The 10,037-nt window shown below is 65.3% G+C and carries 8 protein-coding genes and 1 pseudogene; 5 read left to right on the top strand and 4 right to left on the bottom strand.

Annotated features, from left to right (window positions below):
• The 3 genes and pseudogenes from BST42_RS25130 to BST42_RS25120 form a co-directional block, all read right to left on the bottom strand.
• A pseudogene (locus BST42_RS25130) lies at positions 1 to 1,157 on the bottom strand (hypothetical protein); the annotation flags it as partial.
• Between the two features lie 1,027 nt (positions 1,158 to 2,184).
• Positions 2,185 to 3,363, bottom strand: a complete 1,179-nt coding sequence (locus BST42_RS25125; RefSeq protein WP_083122141.1) for an acyl-CoA dehydrogenase family protein — start codon at positions 3,361 to 3,363, stop codon at positions 2,185 to 2,187.
• A gap of 1 nt (position 3,364) precedes the next feature.
• A complete protein-coding gene (locus tag BST42_RS25120; RefSeq protein WP_083122138.1) occupies positions 3,365 to 4,357 on the bottom strand; it encodes an acyl-CoA dehydrogenase family protein in 993 nt (330 codons plus the stop codon).
• Between the two features lie 229 nt (positions 4,358 to 4,586).
• On the opposite strand from BST42_RS25120, the gene BST42_RS25115 reads away from it, so the two are divergent.
• From BST42_RS25115 to BST42_RS25100, 4 genes are read left to right on the top strand one after another with little or no spacing between them, the layout of a single operon-like run.
• Positions 4,587 to 5,678: an amidohydrolase family protein gene (locus BST42_RS25115; protein WP_083122135.1), complete on the top strand. Its 1,092-nt coding sequence runs from the start codon at positions 4,587 to 4,589 to the stop codon at positions 5,676 to 5,678.
• A gap of 27 nt (positions 5,679 to 5,705) precedes the next feature.
• Complete coding sequence (locus tag BST42_RS25110; RefSeq protein WP_083122132.1) at positions 5,706 to 6,851, top strand: amidohydrolase family protein; 1,146 nt, start codon at positions 5,706 to 5,708, stop codon at positions 6,849 to 6,851.
• 4 nt (positions 6,852 to 6,855) lie between these two features.
• Entirely contained in the window at positions 6,856 to 7,248 is a 393-nt protein-coding gene (locus tag BST42_RS25105) for a Rieske (2Fe-2S) protein (protein ID WP_036344104.1), read from the top strand.
• A gap of 29 nt (positions 7,249 to 7,277) precedes the next feature.
• Entirely contained in the window at positions 7,278 to 8,186 is a 909-nt protein-coding gene (locus BST42_RS25100; RefSeq protein ID WP_083122128.1) for an alpha/beta fold hydrolase, read from the top strand.
• A gap of 14 nt (positions 8,187 to 8,200) precedes the next feature.
• On the opposite strand, the gene BST42_RS25095 is transcribed toward BST42_RS25100, so the two are convergent.
• Positions 8,201 to 8,674: a hypothetical protein gene (locus tag BST42_RS25095; RefSeq protein WP_083122125.1), complete on the bottom strand. Its 474-nt coding sequence runs from the start codon at positions 8,672 to 8,674 to the stop codon at positions 8,201 to 8,203.
• 53 nt (positions 8,675 to 8,727) lie between these two features.
• Here BST42_RS25095 and BST42_RS25090 point away from each other — a divergent pair, with 53 nt between their 5' ends.
• Positions 8,728 to 10,035 carry an NADH-ubiquinone oxidoreductase-F iron-sulfur binding region domain-containing protein gene (locus BST42_RS25090; protein ID WP_083122121.1) on the top strand — a complete coding sequence of 436 codons (1,308 nt, stop codon included), beginning with the start codon at positions 8,728 to 8,730 and terminating at the stop codon, positions 10,033 to 10,035.
• Positions 10,036 to 10,037: the final 2 nt, after the last annotated feature.

Below are 10,037 nucleotides of genomic sequence, written 5' to 3'. Positions count from 1 at the left end.
AGCAGAGCCTGGAAACCGGTGAGCCCGGCCGCAATTCCGGCCTGGATCGTGGTCGCCAGCTGACCCGTGAACGTGGTGAACGCGTTCGCGAGAACGCCCAGCGTCGGGTTGAGCGCCGCCAGCGCACCGGTGAGGGCGTTGACGAAGGCCTCTGGGGTCGGGAAGTCGCCCAGAGCCGCGTTGAATGCCGCCGCCAGCGTGGCGCCACCGTTCACCAGAGCCTGGAGGAGGTCACCCACGCTGCCGATCTCGCCCTGGAGCGCCAGCATCAGCTGCAGGCCCAGGTTGGCGTTGATGTTGGTGAAGGCCTGAACCAGCGTGGTGATGAACGCCGCCGGGTTCGGGAACGCCGACAACGCAGCCTGGAAGGCCGCGAACAACGCGCTGCCACTGTCGGCGAGCGCGGTGAGCACTGCCTGGAACATGTCGACCTTGGCCGTGATCGCCGCGCGGACAACGTCTCCCAGCGCACCGGTGAGGTTGGTGATCACGTTGGCGACGATGCCGAGCGTGGGGTTGACGGCGGACAGCGCAGCCTCGAACGCCGCCGCGAAGTCGGCCGGCGTCGGGAAGCCCGCGACCGCGGCGTTGAATGCCGCGGCAAGAGCGGCTCCGCCGGCGATCAAGGCGTTGGCCAACGCCTCCGCGTTCAGGTCCAGCGCCAGGTTCAGGTTCAGTGCCGCATTCAGCGCGGCCTGGAGCGCCAGCCCGAGATTGACATCGATGTTGGAGAAGGCCTGAACCACCGCGTCGATGAACGCCTGCGGGTTCGGGAATGCGGCAATGGCGTTGTCGACTGCGCGGGCGAGCGTGCTCCCACCGTCGAGCAGGCCGTCGACGACGGACTGCAGAGCGGTGTTGCCCGAACCGATCCCGGCGATCAGGGTCGACTGCAGGGCATCGCCAAACTGCGTGATCGCGGTGTCAGCGGCGCTGTTGAGGGCGTTGAGTCCGCCCTTCACACCGTTCCACCCGTTGTTGATGGCTTGGATCACGTCTTCAAGTGAGGACAGTGAAACGTCGGCAAGAGCCGACATAGCGCGATCACGCACCAGATGGAGATCCGGCGGTGTCACCTGGATGGGCGCCAGCACAATCGCGCTGGCCCCGAAGACTGCCACCCCCGCGGTCAGATACGACCGAACAGCAACGTCCATGACTATCCCTTCAAAATGGCTGTGCCCCGACAAGCGCGAACATACCTGAGAAGAACCTAAGTAGCCAAGTGTTTGCTCTCAGATTTTTGGCGTTGCTGTGTCGAATCCGTGATCCATTCGTTTCAAGTTAGCTAGATCGAAATTAGCCGATCTTATTTAACGTGTACGCATATATCGATACAGCAAATACTTGTGCGTCCGCTGCCCACCCGGCTGGCGCTGCCCGTCGCGGTGGGGCCATGCTGGGGCACAGCCAGCGCGTAAGCACACCTAATGAGGTAACCGGACCCCCGCTGCGCCCGGGATCGCGGCCACCGCGACCCCACCGGTCCGCAGCACAATAACCGTGAGCCAAGCGAACGATCAGCAAGCACCAGTGCGCCAGGTGCGCCGCGCCGTCCCGTTCGCTGCTGCTGGCAGGTGGGCGTTCCGGGCACTGGAAAAAATTCGTCGCGAATCGCGATCGCGACACGCCGCCTGGGTGGCGGGGGGCCGGTCGTGGGAGCGCTCAGCACGATGGACGCTCAACAGCGCGACCAGTTTGCAGAAACCGGTTTGAACCGCGCTGCGATGGGGAACATCGCGGTCGACGCAGCTCGGTGCCGAGTACCGGCGGGACCAGTCAGGGAGTGCCCAGGTGACGGGTTCTACGACTGGGGTAACGCAGTTGAGTCGCAGCGCGATAACTATTCGCTGGGATAGCTCGATTATCGCCGTTTTGCTTGCGTTGTGAGTTAACTACAGGTCATTTATTGACCTGTGCAACTCGGAATAACCTGAGAATTCCTGAGAGCCTCTTGACGACGTCGGAATTCGGTCAGCAAACGACTCACGGTGCGGTGCCGGCAGGTTTCCAGCACCTTGGATCCGAACAAGTGAGGGCTCTATACCCACCTCACGCCGGAATTAACCCCGATGCAGAAAGCCGCTCTCATCAGGCGCGCGACCGGTACGCCAGGATCGCGGGCGGCGAGGCCGGCGTGCCCCGGCGTCGCGCGCGGGCGGGGGTTGGGTCAGGTGGGTCGGCTTACTTCGACCGAGGAAGGCTCAGCACCTGCGCAGCGATGATGTTGCGCTGGATCTCCGAAGTGCCGCCGGCGATCGTTCCGGAGAAACTGCGGGCATGACGCTCGAACCAGCTGGCGAAGTAGTGGTCCAGATTGAGGTGCGCATAGGGCCCGGTGCTGGACGGGTGTACCAGCCCATCGGATCCGCTTGCCGTGAGCGCGTATTCGGACGCTCGCAGCTCAGCCTCGGAACCGAACAGCTTGACCACCGACACCGAGGCCACGTCGGTTTCGCCGCGTGCAGCCTTGGCCAGTCCCGAAGAACCCATCAGTCGCAATGCCTGGTAGTCCATGATCATCGACGCGTACTGGTCTTTTTCCAGCGGCGTCTTCGGCTCGAAGTCCCCGATCATGTTGGCGATCCGGTCGGCGAAGCCCAGCCACATCATCGTGCGTTCGTGGCCCAGGGAACCGTTGGCCACTCCCCAACCACCGTTGAGAGGGCCGACCAGGTTCTCCGCGGGCACCCGGACATCGGTGAAGAAGACCTCATTGAAGTCCTTGTCGTCGATCCCGCAGATCGATGCGAACGGCCGGCAGACCACCCCGGGAAGGTCGGTCGGGATCAGCAGCACGCTGATGCCCTTGTGCTTCGGGGCGTCCGGGTCGGTCCGAACGAACGTCAGCAGAAAATCGGCGTCATGGGCCCCTGAGGTCCACACCTTCTGTCCGTTCACCACGAAGTGGTCGCCGTCCCGGACGGCGCGGGTGCGCAGGGAGGCCAGGTCCGATCCCGCGCTCGGCTCGCTCATGCCCAGCGATGCGGTCTTCTCGCCCTTGAGCACGGGTACCGCCCACTGGTGCTTCTGCTCGTCGGATCCGAATGAGATCAGTGACGCCGCAATGATGTTCACACCTTGCGGGTTGAAGCTGTGATAGATCCTGCGACGGCAGAGCTCCTCGAGATGGACGAACTGCTGCAGGATCGAGGCGTTGCGGCCGCCGAACTCAGGCGGCTGACCGGGCAGGAGCCAGCCGTTGTCGAACAACAGCCGTTGCCAGCGCCTGGCCCAGGCCGGCATGTGTGACACCGAGCGTGGCCGCTCCTGGGTTTCGGCCTCGCCGGGCAGGTTGGCATCGAGGAACGCACTGAACTCCTCGCGAAACGCCTCGACCTCGGGATCGAACGAAAGTTGCATGTCAGAGCTCCCGGTACTCGTCGGCGATCACGGCGCGGTGTTCGGCGGCGCCGCCCAGCATGAGCTCACCGGACTTGGCCCGCTTGAGCGCGAATTGGAGGTCGTTCTCCCACGTGAACCCCATGGCACCGAACAATTGCAGGCCGTGCCGGAAGACGACCGACTGGCAGTCGCCGGCAGCGGCCTTCGCCATCGCGGCGGCCACTCGGCGGCGCGGATCGTCGGCGCTGATGGTCAACGCGGCGAAGTAGGCCAGGGCACGAGCCCGCTCGATCGCGACGTGCATGTCGACCGCTTTGTGTTGCACCGCTTGGAAGGAGCCGATCGGTACTCCGAACTGGTGCCGATCCCGGACGTGCTGGAGAGCCAGATCGAGGATCCGCTGACACGCCCCGACCGTCGTGATCGCGACTCCGGTCAGTGCGACGTGGCGGGCCCGCTCGGGGTCAGCGTGCACCCGATCGTCGTCGGACACCACCACACCGGGAAAGGTGACGTCGGCGACGTGCATGACCGGATCGAACACCGAGACCCGGGTGACGGTGGCGACGGCGGCGTCGACGAGGAACACGCCGGCGTCGGTCACCACCGCGAGCTTCTGAGCCCGGTCGGCGTCCAGGACGTACCGGGAGGTTCCGGACAGCACCCACCCGCTGCTGGCGCGATGAGCGGTGACGCCCTCGAAGACGGCGGTCCCCGCCTGCCGCGGGTCGTAGCGATCACCGGCCAGCGGCGCGAACTGGGTGAGGGTGGCCAGGAACGGCGTCGGGTCCGTCGCCCGGCCGAACTCCTCCAGCACGATCGCCAGCTCAACCGCGTTCTCTGGTTCGGCCAGCTCTGTCCAACCGGCATCTACATAGGACTCCCATAGCGGGGTCGGATCGACGCCATCCTCGGCGATTCCGCGGATCAGCGACGCCGGGCACTGCTTGGCTACCGTGTCGCGCACAGTGTCCTGCCACAACCGCTGATCAGCATCGAATTCCAACAGCACTCGCCGCCTCCTACCCGGGGCCCAGAACACCCGAATGGAAATCTAATTCTCTATTCGTGAACCGTAGGTTCTCCTAAGACGGTATCGCACTCTACCGGCTGATTTGCTTGCTGCCTACGGTCGGTTGAGGCAAAGTGGTAACGAGGTTCTACTCTCACTCGTGAGAACAGTATTCTTGCTCTTGAAGAACTTGGGTACGTCGCAGACGGACCTCCGGAAGGCGGCTTTGGTGATAGAGCACCGCGACGGGACGACGACTCCCGTCATCGACGCGAGCGTGCACATCTTCTTCGGGTCCACTCCCGAGCTGCGCGGCGTGATGCGGGAGCCGTTCAAGAGCCGCGGCTTTCCCGACTACGAAATGGACTGGTACGGCGCGCCTGGCGGCGAATATCTCGAGGGGACTCGCGGGCCGGACCGTCAGTACCCGGGTTCCGATCCGGCCTTCGTCGCACGGCAACTGTTCGACGATCGCGGCGTCGATGTCGCGGTGTTGCATCCGATGGGCCGCGGCATCATGCCCGACCGGCACCTGGGGACGGCGATCCTGGCTGCCCACAACGAGATGCTGGTGTCGCGCTGGCTGGATCATCCCGAACTCGGTGAGCGCTTCCGCGGCACCATCCGGGTCAACCCCGACGACATCCGCGGCGCGTTGCGGGAGATCGAGAAGTACAAGGATCACCCGCGCGTCGTCCAGATCGGTATCCCGCTGCAGTCCCGCGAACTCTATGGCAAGCCGCAGTTCTGGGATCTGTGGGAGGCGGCCGCCGACGCGGGCCTGCCGGTGGCCACCCACATCGAAACCGGTGAGGGCATCGCGTTCCCCCCGACGCCGTCCGGGCATACCAGGACCTACGAGCAGTACCTGGGCTTCAGTTCGCTGAACTACATCTATCACCTGCTGAACCTCATCGCCGAGGGCGTGTTCGAGCGCATGCCGGACCTGAAGTTCGTCTTCGCCGACGGCGCCGGCGACATGTTGACACCGTTCATGTGGCGGATGGACTGCTTCGGACGGCCGCACCTGGAGCAGACTCCGTGGGCGCCGAAAATGCCCAGCGACTATCTGCCCGGGCACGTCCACTTCATCCACAACAGCCTCGACGGGCCTGGCGAAGCCGACTTCGCCGACGAGTGGCTGTCCTTCACCGGCAAGGAGGACATGCTGATGTTCGGCTCGAGCTATCCGCACTGGCATTGCGGCGATGTCCGCGCTCTGCCCAGCGCGTGGACCGCGCAGCAGCGCGAGAAAGTCTGCTGGCGCAACGCCGCGGCGCTCTACGGCATAGACATCCCCGCAGGCGTCGGAACACACTGACTCGCACAGAGAGCTAAGGAGATCACGATGACTCTCGCCCACAGCCAGGAGCGAGTCGCTCCCGCCGAACGTATCGCGATCCGGTGCGTCGACTCAGATGTGCACCCGGTGCCCAAACGGGGCGTGCTCCAGGAGTACATCCCTGAGCCGATACGTACCAAGTACTTCAGGAACCATCGGGTCGGCGAGACGATCTACTACGACGCTCCCGATTACGCGCACGCCTACGCGATGCGCGTCGACACCTTCCCCGATGACGGCGAATTCGCCTGCAGCGACCCCGACCTCGCGCTGCGGCAGGCCATCATGGAGGCCGGCGCGGACGTCTGCATCCTCGAACCCGCCCACGCACCCTGCCGGATACCCGAAGCCACCGCGGCGCTGTCCTACGCGCACAACACCTGGCAGGCCGAGCACTGGCTGGACAGCAAGACCAACTGGCACGAACGCTGGCGCGGTTCGATCCTGGTCGCCATCGAGGACCCTGAAGGCGGCGCCCGGGAGATCGAGAAGTGGGCCGAGCACCCATACATGGCCCAGGTGATGATCAAAGCCGAGCCGCGACCTTCGTGGGGCGACCCGAAATACGACCCGATCTGGGCGGCGGCCGTCAAGGCGAACAAACCGGTCAGCTGCCACCTGTCGCGGGGTTTCTTCGAGACCCTGCCGATCCCGCCGGTCGGCTTCCCCAGCTACAACCACGATTTCATGGTCAGCTACTCACTGTTGGCCGCAAACCAGGTGATGAGCATGATCTTCGACGGGCTCTTCGACCGGTTCCCCACCTTGCGAATCGTGTTCGTGGAGCACGCCTTCAGCTGGATTTTGCCGCTGATGTGGCGGATGGACGCCATCTACGAAGCGCGCAAGTCCTGGCTGGACATCAAGCGCAAGCCCAGCGAATACGTCAAGGACCACATCAAGTTCACCACCCAACCGCTGGACTATCCCGAGGACAAGACCGAACTGCTGCGGGCCTTCGAATGGATGGAATGCGAGAAGATTCTGCTGTTCTCGTCCGACTATCCGCATTGGACCTACGACGACCCGCGCTGGCTGGTCAAGCACCTGCCCGAGCATGCGCGCGAAGCGGTGATGTTCCGCAACGGGATCGAGACGTACGGCCTGCCCGACACCGTCCCGGCCCTCGAGGGTCAGACGCGGGTGTTCTGAGCAGATGACCAAACCCGAGAAACAGCCCCGCCTCGCGCAGGGCCGAGAGCATGTCGTCGCCAGCGTGGACGAAATTCCCCCCGGCACGCACAAATTGGTGCCGATCGGCCGGCATGGCGTCGGGGTGTACAACGTCAACGGCACGTTCTACGCGATCGCCAACTACTGCCCGCACGAAGGCGGCCCGTTGTGCTCGGGACGCCCCCGGGGGCGCAACATCGTCGACGAGAGCGTTCCGGGCGACGCGGTGATGGTGCGCGATCTCGAATACATCTATTGCCCCTGGCACCAGTGGGGATTCGAGCTGGCGACCGGCACGACGGCGGTCAAACCGGAGTGGAGTATCCGCACTTACCCGGTACGCGTAGTGGGCGATGACGTTCTGGTGATGGCATGAGCGACGCTTGCGGAGCGAATCAACGGCGGATGAGTACGCCGGTGACCGCGGGTCCGCAGTTGCGCGACGGCGAACAGGTCATGACCATCAACGGCGGAAACGTCGTCTACGAGATCCTGGGCGAAACAGGTGATTTCATCGCCTTGACGCCCGGCGGCCGGTACAGCAAGGACATCGAGGGCTTGCGACCGCTGGCCGAGGAGCTGGTCAAGGGCGGCTACCGGGTTCTGTTGTGGGACCGGCCCAACTGCGGGAAGTCCGACCTCCAGTTCTACGGGCAGAGCGAATCCCACATGCGCGCCGAGACATTGCACGGGTTGATCACCGGATTGGGTATCGGTCCCTGCATCATCGCCGGCGGCTCGGGCGGCGCCCGCGACTCTATCCTGACCACGATCCTGTACCCCGAGATCGCCACCAAGCTGGTGACATGGAACATCGTCGGCGGCGTCTACGGCAGCTTCGTGCTGGGCTCCTACTATCTGGTGCCCAGCATCCTCGCGGTGCGGGGCCTCGGGATCAAAGGCCTTCTGCACGTAGATGAATGGAAGGAGCGCATCGCCGAGAACCCGGTGAACAAAGAGCGCATCCTTGCGATGGACTCCGACGAGTTCCTCCGGGTCATGCTGCGCTGGCTCAACGCGTTCGTGCCCAAGCCCGGTCAGGCGATCCCCGGCGTCGACGACGAGTTCTTCGGCGACATCAAGGTGCCGACCCTGATCATTCGCGGCGGCGAGAACGATTGGGACCACCCCAAGCGCACCTCACTCGAGGTGAACTGCCTCATCAAGGGTTCCACGCTCATCGATCCGCCGTGGCCGGAGGATGCCTGGGAGCGCGCCGGTGAGGACCGTGCATCCGGAAAGGTCAAACACTTCAACATGTTCGACACCTGGGTGCAGGCGGCCCCGGCCATTCTGGACTTCCTGGGCCGATGAGCATCCGGTGGTACTCAGACCAGGTGGATGTGGATCTCGCAGTTGGTCGACGCCTCCAACGCGGTGTGCACCCGGCTCTCCGGGATGCGCGCCATGTCGGCCTTGCTCAGCGTGACGTCCAGAATGTCGTAGCCGTCGTCGCCCGCGATTCGGGCGATCTCACCGCGCAGGCCGAACCCCGCCAGCACCCCGTGCGCATCCTCGTCGGTCCCGCGGCTGACGTAGGTAACCACACCGATCACCGGTTCGGTGCCGAATGCCTTGGCGCACAAGGTGACACCGACCGTCGTCAGATCGGCTGGCGAGGCGTTGCCGATCAGCAGTTCGGCCTCCCTGCGGCCGCGCGGCATCGCAGCCAGGTTGTTGTCGACCACGGTCACACCGCTGTCATCGGCGAGCGTGCGCAGCGCCGTTACCCCCTCGGCGAGCTGCGCCGGCGTCAGCTCACCGGCCGGGTCGACATCGACACGCACCACCGCCGTTCTCATGGGCCTCAGCCTAGCGATCTCGCGCCGGGTGCCCGAATCAGAAGAGGTGACCGATGAATGCCACCGCACCCCCGGGCACAGCCTTGACCGTCGCCTGCGCACCGGGAATCACCCCGCGGCTGTTGCGACTGCCCGCAACGGTGGAGAGCATGAGCGCGTACATGTCCGTCGGCGGATACTCGCCGTTGGACAGCGCCGAGAGCCTGCTCGCCGAGGTGGAGGGCTCGGGCTTGCTCGGTCGCGGGGGCGCCGCCTTCCCGCTGGCGGTCAAACTGCGCACAGTGCGCGCCGCGCACACCCGCGGCCATGACACCGTCGTGCTGGCCAACGGCGAAGAAGGCGAGCCCGCGTCAGTGAAGGACCGCTGGCTATTGCGCCACCGTCCGCACCTGGTGCTCGACGGCGTGCGACTGGCCGCCCGCCTGGTCGGCGCCCAGCACGCCTACGTCTACGTCTCCGATCTCGACGCGGCGCGCGCCGTCGACGACGCGCTCAGCGAAGTAGGCTTCGATACGCTTGGCGGCCTTCAGATTTCGATCGTCACAGTAGCCGCCGGTTACGTGGCCGGTGAGGAAACCGCTGCGGTCCGCGCCGTCAACGGCGGGCCGGCCAAACCGACCGACAAGCCGCCACGGCCGTTCCAGCACGGCGTCGCAGGACATCCCACTCTGGTGAGCAACGTCGAGACGCTGGCGAACCTGCCCTATCTCCGACGCAACGGCGCCGCGGCATTCCGGTCGGCAGGTACGGCGGCCTCGCCGGGCACCTTCCTGATGACGATCACCGGCGCCGGACGGCCGCCGGCCCTCTACGAGGTGCCCCACGGCATGCCGTTCCGCGATCTGCTTGCCCTACACGGTGTTTCGCCGGACTCGGTGCAGGGCGCCTTGATGGGCGGATACTTCGCCGGGTTGTTGAATCGCGAAGTGCTCGACACCACCTTGGATCACGAGACGTTCCGCGAGCTCGGATGCGGCCTGGGTTGTGGCGCGGTGGCGGTTCTGACCGACGACTGTCCGGTGGCCGTCGCGGCGGCGGTGCTCGCCTACTTCGACCGGGAGAACGCCGGGCAGTGCGGGTCGTGCTTCAACGGCACGGCGGCAATGGCCGCGGCCGCAGGAGCGCTGCGCGACGGCGCAGCCACCGCCGACGACGTGGCCCGTCTGGAACGCTGGTCAGTTGTGCTGCGCGGCCGGGGTGCCTGCGCCACCCTCGACGGCGCGGCCAATGTAGCGGGCAGCCTGCTCAAGCATTTTCCCGCGATTGTCGAAGAACATCTGGCCGGCGCCTGCGATCCGTGCGGGGCGAGCCGATTCAGCGCCCAGCGTCCCTACGAGGTTGAGGCGGTGACGCACCCATGAGC

The organism is Mycolicibacterium rhodesiae (genome assembly GCF_002086695.1).
Taxonomy (GTDB): domain Bacteria; phylum Actinomycetota; class Actinomycetes; order Mycobacteriales; family Mycobacteriaceae; genus Mycobacterium; species Mycobacterium rhodesiae.
This window is presented reverse-complemented; position numbering and strand designations above follow the sequence as displayed.